This window comes from Streptomyces sp. CA-142005 (assembly GCF_050942335.1).
Taxonomy (GTDB): Bacteria; Actinomycetota; Actinomycetes; order Streptomycetales; family Streptomycetaceae; genus Streptomyces.
In genome coordinates this window covers 92,331-108,013 of the sequence record NZ_CP192078.1, presented here as the reverse complement: position 1 = coordinate 108,013, position 15,683 = coordinate 92,331, and the positions used below count along the sequence as shown (strand labels likewise).

Annotated in this window: 14 protein-coding genes and 1 pseudogene; 12 read left to right on the top strand and 3 right to left on the bottom strand. The window is 68.3% G+C overall.

Translation table 11 applies throughout. From position 1 onward, the window contains the following. The first annotated feature begins 105 nt into the window (after window positions 1–105). Together ACQPXS_RS00550 and ACQPXS_RS00545 are read left to right on the top strand one after the other, a co-directional pair. Entirely contained in the window at window positions 106–537 is a 432-nt protein-coding gene (locus ACQPXS_RS00550; protein ID WP_433445902.1) for a VOC family protein, read from the top strand. Window positions 538–654: 117 nt separating this feature from the next. Then, on the top strand, window positions 655–1,581 hold the full coding sequence (locus ACQPXS_RS00545) for a LysR family transcriptional regulator (RefSeq protein WP_433445901.1): 927 nt from the start codon (window positions 655–657) through the stop codon (window positions 1,579–1,581). 30 nt (window positions 1,582–1,611) lie between these two features. On the opposite strand, the gene ACQPXS_RS00540 is transcribed toward ACQPXS_RS00545, so the two are convergent. Next, the gene (locus tag ACQPXS_RS00540; protein WP_433445900.1) at window positions 1,612–2,127 is read right to left on the bottom strand and encodes a CGNR zinc finger domain-containing protein; all 516 of its coding nucleotides are present in this window, start codon (window positions 2,125–2,127) and stop codon (window positions 1,612–1,614) included. 146 nt (window positions 2,128–2,273) lie between these two features. On the opposite strand from ACQPXS_RS00540, the gene ACQPXS_RS00535 reads away from it, so the two are divergent. From ACQPXS_RS00535 to ACQPXS_RS00500, 8 genes are all read left to right on the top strand, one after another. Further along, a complete protein-coding gene (locus ACQPXS_RS00535; protein WP_433445899.1) occupies window positions 2,274–4,463 on the top strand; it encodes a Na+/H+ antiporter NhaA in 2,190 nt (729 codons plus the stop codon). 231 nt (window positions 4,464–4,694) lie between these two features. Next, window positions 4,695–5,564 carry an alpha/beta fold hydrolase gene (locus ACQPXS_RS00530; protein WP_433445898.1) on the top strand — a complete coding sequence of 290 codons (870 nt, stop codon included), beginning with the start codon at window positions 4,695–4,697 and terminating at the stop codon, window positions 5,562–5,564. A 71-nt stretch (window positions 5,565–5,635) separates the two neighbouring features. Further along, window positions 5,636–6,064, top strand: coding sequence for an ATP-binding protein (locus ACQPXS_RS00525; RefSeq protein ID WP_433445897.1), 429 nt, complete (start codon window positions 5,636–5,638; stop codon window positions 6,062–6,064). A gap of 75 nt (window positions 6,065–6,139) precedes the next feature. Next, complete coding sequence (locus ACQPXS_RS00520) at window positions 6,140–7,000, top strand: DUF427 domain-containing protein (protein ID WP_433445896.1); 861 nt, start codon at window positions 6,140–6,142, stop codon at window positions 6,998–7,000. A gap of 261 nt (window positions 7,001–7,261) precedes the next feature. Beyond that, a complete protein-coding gene (locus ACQPXS_RS00515) occupies window positions 7,262–8,431 on the top strand; it encodes an ATP-binding cassette domain-containing protein (RefSeq protein ID WP_433445895.1) in 1,170 nt (389 codons plus the stop codon). Next, window positions 8,428–9,078: an ABC transporter permease gene (locus ACQPXS_RS00510; RefSeq protein WP_433445894.1), complete on the top strand. Its 651-nt coding sequence runs from the start codon at window positions 8,428–8,430 to the stop codon at window positions 9,076–9,078. Before ACQPXS_RS00515 ends, ACQPXS_RS00510 begins: the two co-directional genes overlap by 4 nt. Next, window positions 9,075–9,932 (top strand): ABC transporter permease, encoded by an 858-nt coding sequence (locus tag ACQPXS_RS00505; protein WP_433445893.1) that lies wholly within the window; start codon window positions 9,075–9,077, stop codon window positions 9,930–9,932. The genes ACQPXS_RS00510 and ACQPXS_RS00505 overlap by 4 nt, the downstream gene beginning before the upstream one ends. Continuing rightward, window positions 9,929–10,879: an ABC transporter substrate-binding protein gene (locus ACQPXS_RS00500; RefSeq protein ID WP_433445892.1), complete on the top strand. Its 951-nt coding sequence runs from the start codon at window positions 9,929–9,931 to the stop codon at window positions 10,877–10,879. The genes ACQPXS_RS00505 and ACQPXS_RS00500 overlap by 4 nt, the downstream gene beginning before the upstream one ends. Before the next feature lie 22 nt (window positions 10,880–10,901). Here the strand turns inward: ACQPXS_RS00500 and ACQPXS_RS00495 are convergent, their stop codons facing one another. Continuing rightward, a complete protein-coding gene (locus ACQPXS_RS00495) occupies window positions 10,902–11,357 on the bottom strand; it encodes a replication-relaxation family protein (protein WP_433445891.1) in 456 nt (151 codons plus the stop codon). 146 nt (window positions 11,358–11,503) lie between these two features. On the opposite strand from ACQPXS_RS00495, the gene ACQPXS_RS00490 reads away from it, so the two are divergent. Then, a complete protein-coding gene (locus tag ACQPXS_RS00490; RefSeq protein ID WP_433445890.1) occupies window positions 11,504–13,087 on the top strand; it encodes an IS4 family transposase in 1,584 nt (527 codons plus the stop codon). A 484-nt stretch (window positions 13,088–13,571) separates the two neighbouring features. Beyond that, window positions 13,572–14,123 carry an allene oxide cyclase barrel-like domain-containing protein gene (locus ACQPXS_RS00485; RefSeq protein WP_433445889.1) on the top strand — a complete coding sequence of 184 codons (552 nt, stop codon included), beginning with the start codon at window positions 13,572–13,574 and terminating at the stop codon, window positions 14,121–14,123. A 428-nt stretch (window positions 14,124–14,551) separates the two neighbouring features. Here the strand turns inward: ACQPXS_RS00485 and ACQPXS_RS00480 are convergent. Further along, a pseudogene (locus ACQPXS_RS00480) lies at window positions 14,552–15,645 on the bottom strand (MMPL family transporter); the annotation flags it as partial. Between the last annotated feature and the right edge of the window lie 38 nt (window positions 15,646–15,683).

Genomic DNA, 15,683 nt, shown 5'->3' with positions numbered 1-15,683 from the left:
GGCGCGGGAATCTGGGCTGGTCATTCGCCTTTCCTTGTCTGATCATTCAGATCACGCATGATGCGCGGGTGGCGGGGCGGCGCCGCGCTGGACCAGAATGATCACATGGAGTACCGGTTCGAGGTTGTCATCCTGCCTGTGAGTGATGTCGACCGTTCATTGGCCTTCTACCAAGAGCAGCTCGGTTTCCACCTCGACGTGGACTACGGACCCACGCCCGATTTCCGGGTCGTGCAGCTGACGCCTCCTGGCTCCGCCTGCTCGGTGCAGATCGGGGTGGGCCTCACCGATGCGCAGCCTGGCTCGGTGAAGGGCCTGTACCTGGTGGTTGCCGATCTCCAGGCTGCGTGCGCCGAGCTGGCGGGCCTCGGCGTCGACGTGGGGGAGATCCGTCACAAGGCGCCGGTCGAGACGTGGCAGGGACGCTTCGAGCCCGGCGTCGACCCGCAGCGGCGGGACTATGCCAGCTTCGCGGAGTTCACCGACCCCGACGGCAACGTGTGGACGCTGCAGGAACGCGGTTTTCGTTCCGCGTGAGGGTGGAGCCCGTTGGTGCCGGGCTTTCTGTTCGTTTTTGGACGTTCCGGGCCGCTGCCCGCGCATTCCGGTCCGGTGACGCGGCCGGGCGCGCTCGCGTGATGATGAGGGTGATGCATGGCCACATTGCGGTCGCTGGAGTGCCTGGTGGCGCTGGTCGACGAGGGATCGGTGACCAAGGCCGCAGCGGTACTGCACATGTCGCAGCCGGCGCTCTCCCACCAGATCGCGGCACTGGAGAGGGAGCTGGGCACCCCGGTGGTGGAGCGGCTCGCCCGGGGTGTCCGGGTCACGGCGGCGGGCCGGGCCGTCGCCGAAGAGGCGCGGGTGGCCCTGGCGGCTGCATCGCGTGCGGTCCAGGCGGGGCGGCGTGTCGGGGAAGGGCTCGGGGGGCGCCTGCGGATCGCGTGTGCGGAGACGATGACGGCCTGGCTGCTGGTTCCGGTGCTGCGGCGCTGGCGGACACGGTGGCCCGATGTCCGGCTGGACCTGTTGGAGTTCACCAGCGCGGACCGCATGGTCGAGCACCTGATGGCCGATGGTACGGACCTGGTTGTGGGACCCGAGCCGACGGCCACATCCGCTCACGTGGAGGTGCTCGGCCGCGAGGAGATGGTGGTCGTCACCTCGTCCGGCCACCCTTTCGCGGACCGGGAATCCGTATCGGTGCCGGATCTTGCGAGGGAACCGTTCGTGCACTATGACCCGGAGAACGGGATGGGGGTGTGGATCGACCAGTTCGTCGCGGCTCGGCAGACCTCCCTGACGGTCGTGCTGCGCACGCGCAGTCCCCGGACCGCTGCCCAGTTGGCCGGGGCGGGCATGGGGGTGACCATCGTGCCGGTGTCTGCGCTGGCGGGGCGGCCCTCGGCGGTGGTGCGGCATCTTCAGCCGCGAGTGCACCGCGACATCGTCGCGATCACGATGGTTCCTTCCGATGCGCTGGTGCGCAGATTTGTCGCTGACCTGCGGCGGCGGGGGCTGCCCACGGTCGATACCGCAGCCAGGGACCGGTCGGGGGAAGATTCTGCTGCTCAGGGCTGAGCCCCGCCGCCTGCTCTGGGGGCTCGGGAGTTATTCAGCGGCTGCATCCCGGGTGCGCTGGTAGTGGCGCCTGGCCTTCATGCGGTTGCCGCACAGGGCCATCGAGCACCAGCGGCCCTTGTTGGTCTTGCTGCGGTCCAGGAGGAACCGCCGGCACTCGGGGTTGGCGCAGGGCCGCAGTCTGCCGGGCATCGTCTCCTGCAGTGCGCCCCAGGTCAGCACCGCTTCCACCGCCAGCCGACGATCTGTGGGGGCCTGGAGCTCCCAGGACACGCCCGCGGGGGAAAGGCGGGGGTGGGAAGTGACGTCCTTCAGGAGCGGGATCAGCGAGGTGGCTGGCTGGTTCCCGCGGACCACCTCTTGCAGGGCATCACGGGCCTGCACGAGGTGCTCCTGCTCCTGTGCGGTGCCGCTGCCGCCGTGGGCCTGCTGCCATGACCTGGCCGCTTGCGGATCCGCCAGCTGGTCCTGGACGGCGCCATTGACGACCGGCGTGCTGTTGAGGAGTTCCAGCAGTGCGTCCTGCCGTTCTCGATCGCTCACCATGCCACCTCCTAACCGATTTACTTCACTTGACAGGTTACATGAAGGAGAGCCATTCTAACCAGTGAAATTTATTTAAAGGGTTGGATGCTCGTCGGTTGAACGGTACCCGCCGGGCGGGCAGCCGCCACGAGAGGAAGGACAGGGCCGTGACCGCGTGCCAGGGCAGCGTCAACGTCCCCGGGATGCAACAGCGCGAGCGGCTGCGCATAGTGACAGCCTTCGACGAGGAGGCCGTCACGGCGACAAGCCCTCCAGCCTCCCGCACGAGGCGGGCCGCCGACCGCGCCAAGGCCCTGCTGAGTGGTGAATCGGGTGGTGCCGCAGTCCTGGTGGCCGCCCTGCTGGCCGCCCTGACCTGGTCCAACGCCTTCCCGGCCTTGTACCGGGCGGCATGGGGAGTGCAGCTGAGCCTCGGCCTGGGCGGCAGCCGGCTGGTCCTGGACCTGCGTACCTGGATCGACAACGGACTGATGACTTTCTTCTTTCTGCTGGTCGGTCTGGAGGCCCGCACCGAACTCGATCTGGGGGAGTTGCGGGAACGCCGCCGCCTTCTCCTGCCGGTCGGCGCCGGGATGATGGCGATGGCCATCCCGGTGGCGATCTACCTTGCGGTCAACCACACCGGCCCCAGTGCCCATGGCTGGGGGGTTGCCATGTCGACCGACAGCGCCCTGGCGCTCGGCATCTTCAGCGTCATGTCCCGGCGCCTGCCGGGCAGGATCCGCACCTTCCTGCTCGCCCTGTTCGTCGTCGACGACCTGGTCGCGCTCCTTGTGATCGCCACCTTCTACAGTCACGACATCCGGCCTGTCCCCCTCGCGGTTGCCGGCGCTTCCTTCGCGGCCATCCTCGCGACCCGCACCCTGCCCGTGCGCCGCCGGGGCGGCCTTGTCATCGCACTGGGCACCACCATGTGGGCCGGACTCATGGGCAGCGGCGTCGACCCGGTCGTCGCGGGCTTGGCGATCGGCCTGGTCACCTCCGCCTATGCACCTCTGCGCACCGACCTGGAACGCGCCACCGGCCTGGTCCGGCTGTTCCGTGAGCAGCCCAGCCCGCATCGCGCCCGCTCAGCCGTCGTAGGCATGGTCTCCGCCCTCTCGGACAACGCACGGCTGCAGCATCGCTACCATGCGTGGACGACCTACGGGATCGTCCCCCTCTTCGCACTGGCCAACGGTGGCATCACCATGAACGCCGGCCTGCTGAGGGGGGCCGCCAGCTCTCCCGTCACCATCGGCATCTTCCTCGCCTACGTCATCGGAAAGCCGATCTCCATCGTCGTCACCTCCTGGGCCGTTGCGCGTCTGAGCCGCGGCCAGCTGCGGCCGCCTGTCGGCTGGGCCGCCGTCGCCGGCAGCGGCGCCATCGCGGGCATCGGCTTCACTGTCTCCCTGCTGATCGCGAACCTCGCCTTCTCCGGCAGGCTCCTTGAGGAGGCCAAGATTGGCATCCTGGCCGCGGCCGCGGCCTCCGCTGCGCTGAGCTGGACCGTCTACCGCACCACCGCTCTGCTGCCGCAAGCCGCCCGCAACCGTGCCCTGATCGGCTCCACGCCGCCGCTGCTTGATCTCGTCGGCGGCATCGACCCCGCTCGCGACCACGTCCGAGGACCCGAGCGCGCTGCGGTCACCGTCGTGGAGTACGGCGACTACGAATGCCCCCACTGCAGTGAGGCGGATCCGGTCACGCGCGATCTGCTGCTCTCTCGTCCCGACGTCCGCTACGTGTGGCGCCACCTGCCCCTGAGCGACGTCCACCCGCACGCGCGCCTTGCCGCCGAGGCTGCGGAAGCCGCAGCGGCCCAGGGTGCCTTCTGGCGCATGCACGCCCTGCTGCTGCAGCATCAGGACCGGCTGGAGATGAGCGACCTGCTCGGCTACGCCGCCGACCTCGGCCTCGACGTGCGCCGGTTCCACCGGGACCTGCGCCGCCGCACCCACGCGGAGCGGGTCGAGCGTGACATCATCTCCGCCGACCGCAACGGGGTCTCCGGCACCCCCACGTTCTTCTTCAACGGCCAGCGCCACCACGGCGCCCACGATCTTGACGCACTCATGCACGCCCTTGATGCCGCGCTTGCGGGATCCGAGCACTCCCGCCTGCTGGCGGTGCCCAAGGAGCAGTTCTGCGTCCTGCGCCTGGTAGCGCGTCGTTACCGGGCCCGAGGACCGCGCCGCCTCTTGCGCCCGCACGGCCTCGAACTCAAAGCTGCAGCAGCTGGCACCAGGCCGGCGCCCGGCCACCTCAGGCCTGTCGGTCACGCCGGCCCGGGAAGGCGGCCGGACGTGATCCCCGTGTTGCGCGAGACCGACGGCTCGACCTCGGCCGTCTGAGCGCGCTCACGGTGAGCTGCGCTGGCTCCCGGCCGTCCACGGGCGGAGGCTGGATCTGGACCCCGCCCTGACCCGACCCCTGGATCCAGCCTCATGGCCAGCCATGGGCGCCCCGTCCGAGTCCGGCGGCATCCGCCCTCTATCTAACCTGTAAAAGTAGCTTGACAGGTTAGGGCGTCTGTGCTCGACTGGATATGTAACCACTCAACCTCCAGTAGAAGGGTTAGGAACATGGCTCCCGCAGTCCACCACCGCACCACCACCGTCAACGGCCTCGAGGTCTTCTACCGGGAGGCCGGCGACCCGAAGGCGCCCGTCGTGCTGCTCCTGCACGGCTTTCCCACCAGCTCGCACATGTTCCGCCACCTGATCCCGGCACTCGCCGACCGCTACCACGTCATCGCGCCCGACCACATCGGCTTCGGCCAGTCCGCGATGCCCGCCCTGCAGGACTTCCCCTACACCTTCGATGCCCTCACCGAAGTCACCGCGGGCCTGCTCCAGCAGCTGGACATCGACCGGTTCGCGATGTACGTGCAGGACTACGGCGCGCCCATCGGCTGGCGCCTCGCACTCCAGGCCCCGGACCGCATCACCGCGATCATCACCCAGAACGGCAACGCCTACGAAGAGGGCTTCGTCAAGCCGTTCTGGGACGGCGTCTTCGCCTACGCCCAGGCACCGGGACCGGACACCGAAGCCCCGATGCGGGGCGCTCTGACCCCCGAGATCACGCGCTGGCAGTACGTGAACGGTGTCGCCGACCCGAGCCTGGTCAGCCCCGACAACTGGGTCCACGACCAAGCGCTGCTCGACCGGCCCGGCAACGACGAGATCCAGCTCAAGCTCTTCCGCGACTACCCCACCAACGTGGACCTCTACCCGCAGGTCCACCAGTACTTCCGCGACTCCCGGGTCCCGCTGCTGGCGGTCTGGGGCGCCAATGATGAGATCTTCGGCCCCGCGGGCGCGGAGGCGTTCCGCCAGGACCTGCCCGATGCCGAGATCCACCTGATCGAGTCCGGGCACTTCGCCCTGGAAAGCCACCTCGAGACCATCACCGAACACATCCGCGACTTCCTCGCCCGCGTCATCGCTTGACACGCAGGGCGTCGAGCGGCTGCGGCGACCGCCCACCAGCCCCTCTTGCCGCAGCCGGCAAAGGATCCGTCATGCCACACCTTGCCCAGCGGGCCTTCAGCCCCACCCCCCAGACAGTGCGCACCGCCCGCGCCTTCGCGATGCAAGCCCTGGAGTCCTGGGGAGGCTGCGGGCGCCGGGACGACATCCGAGTCTGCCTGTCGGAACTGGCCGGAAACGCCGTCCAACACGGGAGCCCGGATGGCCGTGACTACCTGGTTCGGCTCATCCGCCACCCCTACTGCCTTCACCTGGAAGTCCAAGACAGCGCTCGCCGCGCCGCCGTCCGCACCCCGGGCCTCTCCTGGAGCGCCGAAGAAGGCCGAGGCATGCACATCGTCCGGGAGCTCTGCGACGACTGGGGAGTGCAGACCGACGACGCCGACCACGACGGCAAGGTCGTCTGGATCTGCTTCCGCCGGCCCGAAGCAGCCGTCTCCCGCTGCTCCTGCACGCCCTGACCGGCGCCGACCACCACCCACACCCCTCAAGGTGCAGGTTCCACGCCGCACCCTGCACACGGAAGGCAACACACCATGGGACTGTCCTGGCAGCAAGGCCCCCTCTCCGCCAGCGCGATCGGACGCTTCCTCACCCCCCAGCCCCTGCCCGAGCGCCTGCTGTTCGCCGAGCGGCTGCGCCGCCGCATGCGCGTGAAGTTCAACGACACCTGGATCGCCGACAGCGAGAACGTCATCCTGCTCCACGAACCGGGCCGCTACCCGGTCGCCTACTTCCCCCGCGAGGACGTCGACGAGCAGGCCCTGGTCGCGAGCGGAAAGACCACCCACCACAAGGATCTCGGAGACACCGCCTGGTACACCGTGCGCGCGGGCGAGCGCACCGCCGAACGCGCCGCCTGGGAATTCACCGCGCTGCCCGGTCACGCCACCGAACTCCAGGGCCGTATCGCTTTCGCGTGGCGGGCGATGGACGCCTTCTACGAGGAGGACGAACGCATCCTGGGTCACGCCGCGGACCCGTATCACCGCATCGACATCCGCAACACCTCCCGCACCTTGGAAGTCCGCCTCGGCGACAGCGTGATCGCCCGCTCCGAACACCCCGTCGTGCTCTACGAATCCGGCTTCGCCCCTCGCTGGTACGTCCCGCGCGCCGACATCGACGAGACCCAGCTGCGACCCGTCGAAGGACAGACCTTCTGCCCCTACAAGGGCCTGTGCGACTACTTTGACATCGGCGACGCCCACCGCGCCGCCTGGTCCTACCGCAACGCCTACACCGAGGTCGGACGCATCGACGACATGGTGTCCTTCGAGCCCGACCAGGTCGAGGTCTACCTCGACGGCAAGCGCCTCGAACTCGAGCCCGGCCAGAAGGTCATCTCTCACGGCATCGACCGCAGTCTGGACGTCAACGAGGTCAAGGCGCGCTGACCCCCAGCACCACACGCACGCGGAGCTTGCCGCCATAACGCATTACGCCACGGCGCCTGACGTCATGGCATGCGAGAAATCTGACCCCGGGCATGAAAAGACGCATGTGGAAACCGTGCAGCGTTAAGGGCCCTGATTTTTAGCCTCTGGGCGAATTGAACCGGCCTGCCCCGCCCCCACTGACACGCATCAGCCCGGTACCACCACGTCCCCATGCCCTTCCCGTTCCCGCGACGCGGCCCGGCCGCGAGGAGATGCACGATGATCCGGTTCGATTCGGTGACCAAGAACTATCCCGATGGGACCGTAGCCGTGAACAGCCTGACCCTGGAGGCGGCTTCGGGTGAGATAACCGTGCTGGTCGGCCCCTCCGGCTGCGGCAAGACCACCTCGCTGCGGATGGTCAACCGCATGGTGGAGCCCACCTCCGGGCGAGTATGGCTGGGTGGCCGCGACACCGCTGCCATCCCTCCGCACGAACTGCGCCGCGGCATCGGCTACGTCATCCAGCAGGCAGGCCTGTTCCCCCACAAGACCGTCCTGGACAACATCGCCACCGTGCCCGTTCTCACCGGCCACACCCGCCGCCAAGCCCGCACCCACGCCGCCGAGTTGCTCGAGCTGGTCGGGCTCGACGCCAACCTCGCCGACCGCTACCCCAGCCAGCTGTCCGGCGGTCAGCAGCAGCGTGTCGGCGTGGCCCGGGCACTGGCCGCCGACCCGCCGGTGATGCTCATGGACGAACCCTTCAGCGCCCTCGACCCGGTGATCCGCGATCAATTGCAGAACGAGTTCCTGCGCCTGCAGCACGATCTCGGCAAGACGGTCATCTTCGTCACCCACGACATCGACGAGGCGATCAAACTGGGAGACAAGGTCGCCGTCCTGGCCGCCGGCGGGACACTCGCCCAGGTCGGCGCCCCCGCCGACCTGCTGTCGAGGCCCAAGAACCCCTTCGTCGCCTCGTTCCTCGGCCGCGACCGCGGATACCGTGCGCTGGCTTTCGCCGACGCCGGCCCCCTCGCGCTGGCCCATGAGGAGACCGTCCACATCGGCGATTGCCTCACCCTGGCCCGCGAACGGGCCACGGACGGCTGGGTCCTGGTCCTCGACCACCACGATGCCCCCCAAGGATGGCTGGCAGCAGCTGCTCTGACCGGCTGCCAGGCCAGCGGGACCGTCACTGCGGAACTCCTCAACCTGGGCGGCACGCTCGCCCCCGCCCACGGCACATTGCGCGCGGCCCTGGACGCGGCCTTGTCCTCACCCAGCGGCCGCGGAGTGATCGTCCACGACAACGGGCAACTGGCCGGAACCATCACCGCCGCCGAAGTCCTGACCCGCATCGAAACCCGGGTCTCCCACTGGCGCGCAGCCGAACACCAACCGGCCCACGCAACCGGCACGGACGGACCCAAGGAACGACCGTGAACCAGCTTTGGACCTATTTCACCGCCCACCAGGACCAGATCCTCGGGTGGGCCCAGACCACCGTGTGGCTGGCGACGCTCCCAGTGGCAATCGGCCTGACCCTCGCACTGCCCTGCGGATGGCTCGCTTACCGCCACCCAGCCGCGCGCACCCTGGTGACCTCGGGACTGGGCGTTCTGTACACGATCCCCTCCCTGGTCATGTTCCTCCTGATTCCCGAGGTCCTGGGCACGAAGATCCTTTCCCCGGTCAACGTGGTGACCGCCCTGACCCTCTACACCTTCACTCTCCTGGTGCGCAGCGTCCTGGACGGACTGGACTCCGTTCCCGCACCAGTGCTGTCGACGGCCACCGCCATGGGCCACACCACCTGGCAGCGCCTGCTGTCCGTCCAACTGCCGCTGGCGCTGCCCGTCATCGGCGCCGGGCTCAGGGTCGCAGCCGTCTCCAACGTCAGCCTCATCTCGGCTGCCTCCGTGATCGGAACCGCTCAGCTCGGACAGCTCTTCCTCGCCGGCAACAACACCGGATCGCTCCCGCCCATCGTGCTGGGCCTCATATCCTTCACCGCCATCGCCCTCCTGTTCGATCTGGCCATCGTGGCCGCCCTCCGGCTGCTGACCCCCTGGCGGGCGGTGACCCGATGAACCTCGCCCTCGACAACGGCCTGCCCAGCCCGATCCGCGTCCTGATCTGGTTCAACGACCCCCTGAACTGGTGGGGCCCCGGCGGACTGGCGGCCGATGCCCGCCAGCACGTCATCTACACCCTCATCGTGGTCACCGTGGCTGCCCTGATCGCCATCCCCGCAGGCCTCGTGATCGGCCACACAGGCCGCGGCACCTTCCTGGTGGCCGGGCTGGCCAACGCACTGCGGGCCATACCGGCCCTGGGACTGCTCATCCTCCTGGTCGTGGTCCTGTCCCCGCACATCCACATCCAGGGCGGCGTGCCAGGCATCCTCGCTCCCGGCAGCGTCCCCTACTTCATCCCCGCGGCCATGGTGCTGGTCCTGCTGGCCATACCGCAGATCCTCACCAGCACCTACGCCGGAATCCAGGCCCTCGACCCCGCCGTCCGCGACGCCGCCCGCGGCTGCGGCATGACCCCCCTGCAGGTCGTGCTCAAGGTCGAGCTGCCCGCCGGGGCACCGCTGATCATCTCCGGCGTCCGCAGCGCCACCCTCCAGGTCATCGCCACCCTGACCGTCGCCGCGTACGCGCCGCTCGTCGGCGGACTGGGACGGCTGATCGTCGACGGTCAGCAAGACCTCGCCGACCCCCGCTACGGCTACCCGGCCATGCTCGCCGCCGGCATCGCCGTCGCCGTTCTCGCCGTCGCCGCCGACGCCCTCCTCGCACTGGCACAGCGCAAGGCCACCTCACCCGGACTCGCCCCCACCGGCGCTCAACCGACACCGCGCCCCCGGCCGCGCCGCGCCCAGGGGCGTATCCCCACCCCGCACACCAGCAACTCCACCTCGTCGAAGGAACTCACATGAGGCGCATCCTGCCCGCAGTACTCATCGCGGCTACGGCCCTCGCCGCCGGCGCATGCGGCGCCCCCGGCTCCTCCTCCCAGACCAGCGCCCCGCCCCAGGCCAGCAGCGGCACCTCCCCGGCAGAACATCCCCTCCCGGCCGCCCCCGGGAAGGTCACCATGGGATCGGCCGACTTCCCCGAGTCCGAGCTGCTGGCCCACCTCTACGCCGACGCGATGAAGGCCCGCGGAGTCGCCGTACAGATCCACGCCAACATCGGCGAGCGGGCCGCCTACATGAGCGCCCTCAAGGAGGGCTCCATCGGCGCGGTCCCCGAATACACCGGCGCCATCCTCAACTACCTTTCGCCGGAGCAGAAGGCCACCAGCCCGCAGGACATCTACGCCCAGCTGCGGCGCAGCGCTCAGGCGCAGGGACTTGCGGTCACCGACTACGCGCCCGCTCAGGACGCCGACACCATCACCGTCACCAAGACCACCGCCGACAAGTACCACCTCAGCAGCATCGGGGACCTGAAGCGCGTCGCAGGCCGGCTCAGACTCGGAGCCCCCCAGCCCCTTTTGACCGTCCCCTACGGCGTACCGGGTCTGAAGAAGGTGTACGGCGTCACCTTCAAGCAGTTCGTTGCGCTCGCCCCGACCGGAACGATCACCCAAACGGCACTGCGGAACGGCACCGTTGACGCCGCGGACATCTTCTCCACCGACCCGGCCATCCCCCGCTACGGCTTCGTGTCCCTCAAGGACCCGCACCACCTATTCGCCGCCCAGAACATCGTGCCCCTGTTCAAGCGGGACGTCCTGACCCAGCCCATGGCCGATGCCTGCAACGCCGTCGCGGGCAAGCTCACCACCACCGCCCTGGGTGAGCTTGACGCACAGGTAGCCAGCGGCGCCGACCCGGACAGCGTCGCCCAGAAATGGCTGTCCGCTAACGGGCTGACGTAGATCCGACCGTCATTACGGCCGGTCACAGGCCCAGCTCCCATGTCCCACTCAAGACCAGCGCCGCATCGCGGCCCACCAGTACGGCAGCTCCTAGTGGGACTTCGCGGGCGAGGGCCGCTACGAGCGGGTGGTGGGCAACCATCGCCTGCAGATCGCTCATCCGATTTTCCAGCGGGGCCCGGGAGGCGCCGGTGAGCACGAAGAGCACGCGGGGAAAGACCGGATACCAGCGCAGCCAGGCAGGACCCGCGGCGGTCCGCCTCCGCTGGCCGACGGGCTGGGCCTCGTACTGGAACAGGCGGGCGTATTCGATCAGTTTCGCGGCCAACCGCTCGCTGCTCATGGTGCTGCGGTCGACTTCGACGAGGGCGCGCAGCTTTCGTCGGTGTTCGCTCTCGACGGCGTAGTACATGAGGGCGTCGGCCATGACTCGCTCGCCTTCGCCCAAGGCCGGGAAGTTAGCGTTTTCGCAGGTCATGCAAGTGAGTTGAAGGATTCTCGACGCAGAGCAACGGAGCTCGTTGGTACAGGCAGTCGACCAAGACAGCTTGTCCCGAAGGAGCTCCGTTGCCCCGTCATTGTTTCCTGCCGTCTGCGCTGACGACTATCACCCGTACGGTCACTGTGGCCGCGGGACGGTTCGCTCCCGGGCATCTGGGCGAGTTGACTGCCGTCGTGCCGTTCGAGCTGGTGGACGCGGTCCTTGCAGAGACAAGGACGGTGCAGCAGCGGCTGCGTGATCTCCCGTCGCGGGTCGGGGTCTACTTCCTGCTGGCGATGTGTCTGTTCCCCGAGGTCGGCTATCGGCTTGTCTGGAACAAGCTGACTGCGGGTCTGTCCAGGATGCCGGTGGTCTGTCCGTCGGCGAAAGCGTTGCGTGACCTGCGTCGGCGGATCGGCAGCGCGCCGGTGCGGGCGTTGTTCGAGGTGCTGGCCGGGTTGCTGGCCCGGCCGGCGACGCCAGGTGTCTGTTTTGGTCCGTACCGGACGGTGTCGTTCGACGGCTGCAGTTCGCTGAGGGTTCCCGATTCCGAGCGGAACCGGGCCTGGCTGGGCAGGACTTCGCATCATGGCTATCCGACGCTGGAATTGATGACTTTGATCGAGACCGGCACTCGGTCCCTGGTCGGCGCGGTGTTCGGCCCCACCGCCGAGGGTGAGACGAGTTACGCCGGCCGGCTGTTGCATCTGCTGCGGTCGGACATGTTGGTGCTGTGGGACAAGGGATTCGACAGCAACGCCTTCCTCGCGGCGGTCACGGACACCGGCGCCCAGGTCCTGGGCCGGCTCCGCAACAACCGGCGCACGCCGGTCCTCGCCCGCCTCGTCGATGGCTCCTACCTGTCGGCGATTGGCACCGTGAAAGTGCGGATCATCGACGCACAAATCGCCGTGACCTGTGCGGACGGCACATCCTTCACCGGGTCCTACCGACTCGTCACGACCTTGACCGACGCCCGCCGTCACCCCGCCAGCATGCTGGTGGGCCTCTATCACCAGCGGTGGGAACACGAATCGGCGTACTACGCGCTCCGCCACACGATCATGAACGGCCGCAACCTCCGCTCGGGCGACCCGGCAGGCATCGAGCAGGAGATGTGGTCCCTGCTCACGCTCTACCAGGTCCTGCGCACTGTGATGGTCGACGCCGCCGAATCGCTCCCCGGCACAGACCCGGACCGCTGCTGCTTCACCGTCGCCCTGCAGACTGCCCGTGACCAGGTCATCCGGGCCGCCGCCGTCATTACCGACCCCGCCGACGCAGGTCGCTTCGGACTGATCGGGCACCGGATCCTGACCCGACTCCTCCCGCCCCGGCGTCGGCGGGTCAGCACCCGCAAGGTCAAGTCACCGATGTCCCGCTACAGCACCCGCCACGAGGACGGCAGGCCCGACACCAGCCGCACCATCACCGGTCTCGACATCACCGTCCTCGAGCCTCCGCAATCCCGCCCCCAGCTCCCCGTCGTCTCCCGCGACGACCGGAACACCGCTCTTCCCGAGCGCCGCCGTCACCGGATCCTGGCCTTGCTGGAGAAAGAGCCCAGCCGGCTCTGGCGCCCCCGTGACATCGCCGCCCATTTCGGCGACATCACCATGGAGACCATGTATCGACAGCTCTCCAGATGGGCCGAGACCGGCCTCATCCACAAACTCGGCCCCGGCCTCTATGCCGCCACGGCATGGACCCCCAACCACCTTGCATGACCTGCGAAAACGCTAACTACCCGGCCTTGGGTCAAGGCCCGTGTGACGCTGGCCCCACTGCCTGAACATGTATGCGGCCCTGCGTGCACTCAGGGGTGTGAACCGACATCTGGGCGTCCGCAACCATCGCCCAGTGCGCCACCAACCCTCCACGCAAGTCACGGCCCATCCGGAGAGCCGCACGGCCGCTCGCCGCTCAGGGGCGAGTCGCCGCGATGGCCGCTCAAGCCCTTACATCTTCTTAACAACTAAGAGCATACGCTCCTAATTGCGCTGGCTCCAGAGCGGCTCCTGATGCTGATGCGCTCGATGAATGAGGCCTTGCAGCAGCCCGTCGCCGCACGCAGCGGTGATCTGGGCCTGAAGGGTGAAGCACCCTGAATGCAAAGCAGGGTCGCGACAGGTAGTTCCGCCCGAACCGTGTCGCGCTCTCCCTTCAAGCACCGAATAGAAGCCCAATCCAACGGAGTAAAAAATGCCGAATATGTCCAAGATCAAGAAGCTTCGCTCTCTGACCGCGGCCGCAGGCGTCGCGCTGACCCTCGCCGGCACCGTGGCCGTTACGCCGGCATCGGCGACAACCACTGGTCATCATGTGGCGCATGACATCCGTGACCACTCAAGCTATTTCGAGCGTGACCACTCGACGGGCTTTGCGCGTGGCCATTCGAAGGAGTTCGAGCTGGTCGGCAAGCAGACCCAGTACGAAGAGATCGATCTGGGAAAGAAGGGTGTCAGCCTGGGCGACGAACGAGTGGTGACAGAGGACCTCTACCGTGACGGCAAGAAGGTCGGCGACCACGGTGTGGTCTGCACGTACGTCCGGGTGGATCCGGGGCTGCTTCAGTGCCTGGGAACGTTCTCCCTGCCTGAGGGGCAACTCGCCGGACAGGCGCTGCTTCACCTGCCGGCCCCGCAGTCCGTCGACCTGGCCATCACCGGCGGAACGGGCGCCTACCACAACGCCCGCGGCTACATCACAACGGTTCCCGCCGGCACAACGGAGAGGCACCTCAGCGTCCACCTCGAACGCTGAGACCCCGGCAAGGGGGGCTCGACCCGTCGGCAAGCTGCAACCTGACCGCGCTTTCGCTGACTGGGGCATGAGGAAGGGGGAGGGTAGCGGCTCTGCGAACGGTCCGGATCGCAGAGCCGCGAATGCCGCACATACGGCTCCTATCCGGAGCTTGAGCACGGACGCCCAGGAAATTAGCGACAGATTCATTTCGTGCGTACTTTCCTGAGCATTACAGCAAGTGCGAGGGCACTGCCGCCGACAGCGGCGGTGCCCTCCGGCGGTGCCGTCCTGGTCGGCATCGCCGCCGTAGACGGTCCCATGTGATCTCGACCCGTGTTCGATCCGGGACCGACGGATTGTGCGATCTGCGGTGGACGACGAGGACGGGCATGGGCACGACCGGCCGAGAACGGCTCGCGCCCTAACCGGGCCTCGGTTCTTGATGCGGGTCGAGTCAGCACAAAACGTGCCCAGTGGAAACCGATGGTCGGCTTCGTGGATGCGGTGTGTGCGGGTTCGGTGCGGGCGCGCCGCCCCACGATGCGCTTGCCCGCCATGGCCAGCAGCGCCGGCAGCAGGGTGAGGGCGACGATCACGGCCAGGGCGACCGTTGCGGCCGCGGTCAGACCCATCTTCGTCAGCACCGGGATGCCGACCACCGACAGGCTCGCCAAAGCGATCAACGACCGTGAGACCGGCGAAGACGACCGCCGTGCCGGCCGTGCCGACGGCCCGGCCGGCTGCCTCCTCCCTCTCCCGCCCTTCTGCCAGTTCGGCGCGGTAGTGGGTGAGGATGAACAGGGCGTAGTCGGGACCGACCGCCAGGCCGAGCATCAACGCCAGGGTGGACGTCGTATCCCCCAGGTCGAGAGTGCGGGCCAGCGCCCCGATGGTGGAGACGCCGATGCCCACGCCCAGCAGTGCGGTGATCAGCGGCAGGCCTGCGGCCACCAGCGACCCGAAGGTGATCACGAGGACCACCGCGGCAATCGCCATGCCCACCATCTCCATGCCGGAACCCTCGTCCTTCACTTGCACGGCGCTGCCTCCCACCTCCACGGTGAGCCCGGCGGCGCGGGCCTTTTCCACCGTGCGCAGGAGGGATGTCTTGGTCTGCTCGCTCAACGCCACGGCCCTGGCCTTGTAGGCGATGGGGGCGTAAGCGGTCGTCCGGTCCTTGCTGACGGTGTGGACGGTGAATGTTGGCGACGGAGGCCACCTGCGCAGAGCTCCGCTTCAGCGCAGCCACCGTTTCCACGATCTGCGCCCGGTCCGCCGGCTCGGTGACCCGGTGGCCTGCCGACGCCTTGAACACCACACGAGCCGTCGCACTCTCGGCGTCCATGCCGGGGAAGCGTTCCTTCAGCAGGTCCACGGCGCGCTGAGCCTCCGTCCCGGGCATCGCGAACGAACTCGGGGCAGGAGGAGTCGCCGCGGACGCCCCGAGGCCGGCCGCAACGAGGAGTGCCACCCACGCGATGGCCACGGCGAACCGGTGCCGGAAGGCGAATCTGCCCCGCTGGTCAAGGAAGGTAGCCATGCGGCTGTGCTCCGCTCGAAGTCAGTAGTGCTCAAGTG

Excerpts from the sequence above, each read along its gene's own strand:
- ACQPXS_RS00500 (WP_433445892.1), top strand. The coding sequence starts at position 9,929 with ATGAGGCGCATCCTGCCCGCAGTACTCATCGCGGCTACGGCCCTCGCC.
- ACQPXS_RS00525 (WP_433445897.1), top strand. The coding sequence starts at position 5,636 with ATGCCACACCTTGCCCAGCGGGCCTTCAGCCCCACCCCCCAGACAGTG.
- ACQPXS_RS00545 (WP_433445901.1), top strand. The coding sequence starts at position 655 with ATGGCCACATTGCGGTCGCTGGAGTGCCTGGTGGCGCTGGTCGACGAG.
- ACQPXS_RS00540 (WP_433445900.1), bottom strand. The coding sequence starts at position 2,127 with ATGGTGAGCGATCGAGAACGGCAGGACGCACTGCTGGAACTCCTCAAC.
- ACQPXS_RS00495 (WP_433445891.1), bottom strand. The coding sequence starts at position 11,357 with ATGACCTGCGAAAACGCTAACTTCCCGGCCTTGGGCGAAGGCGAGCGA.
- ACQPXS_RS00550 (WP_433445902.1), top strand. The coding sequence starts at position 106 with ATGGAGTACCGGTTCGAGGTTGTCATCCTGCCTGTGAGTGATGTCGAC.
- ACQPXS_RS00520 (WP_433445896.1), top strand. The coding sequence starts at position 6,140 with ATGGGACTGTCCTGGCAGCAAGGCCCCCTCTCCGCCAGCGCGATCGGA.
- ACQPXS_RS00485 (WP_433445889.1), top strand. The coding sequence starts at position 13,572 with ATGTCCAAGATCAAGAAGCTTCGCTCTCTGACCGCGGCCGCAGGCGTC.
- ACQPXS_RS00515 (WP_433445895.1), top strand. The coding sequence starts at position 7,262 with ATGATCCGGTTCGATTCGGTGACCAAGAACTATCCCGATGGGACCGTA.
- ACQPXS_RS00530 (WP_433445898.1), top strand. The coding sequence starts at position 4,695 with ATGGCTCCCGCAGTCCACCACCGCACCACCACCGTCAACGGCCTCGAG.
- ACQPXS_RS00505 (WP_433445893.1), top strand. The coding sequence starts at position 9,075 with ATGAACCTCGCCCTCGACAACGGCCTGCCCAGCCCGATCCGCGTCCTG.